This is a genomic window from Dellaglioa sp. CoH-56-MRSF-14 (genome assembly GCF_056782115.1).
In genome coordinates, this window is record NZ_JBXAYB010000024.1 from 1 (window position 1) to 486 (window position 486).

Genomic DNA, 486 nt, shown 5'->3' on the forward strand with positions numbered 1-486 from the left:
GGAAATAGCTCAGCTTGGTAGAGCACCTGGTTTGGGACCAGGGGGTCGCAGGTTCGAATCCTGTTTTCCCGATTAATAGATTGCCAAAATTTATTATGTGTTTTTATTTTATGGCGGCGTAGCTCAGCTGGCTAGAGCGTCCGGTTCATACCCGGGAGGTCAGGGGTTCGATCCCCTTCACCGCTATTTTCTACGTAAGAAGCTTGGACCTTTAGCTCAGTTGGTTAGAGCAGACGGCTCATAACCGCCCGGTCGTAGGTTCGAGTCCTACAAGGTCCATTACTTGTAGCTGATTCAAGTAGATTTTTAATTTTTTATGGAGGATTACCCAAGTCTGGCTGAAGGGAACGGTCTTGAAAACCGTCAGGTGGGTCAAACCACGCAAGAGTTCGAATCTCTTATCCTCCTTTTTAATATTATCGCGGGATGGAGCAGTCTGGTAGCTCGTCGGGCTCATAACCCGAAGGTCGTAGGTTCAAATCCTGC

At 48.1% G+C, this 486-nt stretch carries 4 tRNA genes; all 4 read left to right on the forward strand.

Annotated features, from left to right (window positions below):
* The 4 genes from AC1RPX_RS07665 to AC1RPX_RS07680 all read left to right on the forward strand — a co-directional run bounded on the left by AC1RPX_RS07665 (nucleotide 1) and on the right by AC1RPX_RS07680 (nucleotide 408).
* Nucleotides 1-72: transfer RNA gene (locus AC1RPX_RS07665), tRNA-Pro, on the forward strand.
* A 40-nt stretch (nucleotides 73-112) separates the two neighbouring features.
* Nucleotides 113-186, forward strand: a tRNA-Met gene (locus AC1RPX_RS07670).
* 19 nt (nucleotides 187-205) lie between these two features.
* Nucleotides 206-279 (forward strand) — tRNA-Ile (locus tag AC1RPX_RS07675).
* Nucleotides 280-318: 39 nt separating this feature from the next.
* A tRNA-Ser gene (locus tag AC1RPX_RS07680) sits at nucleotides 319-408 on the forward strand.
* The last annotated feature ends 78 nt before the right edge of the window (nucleotides 409-486 follow it).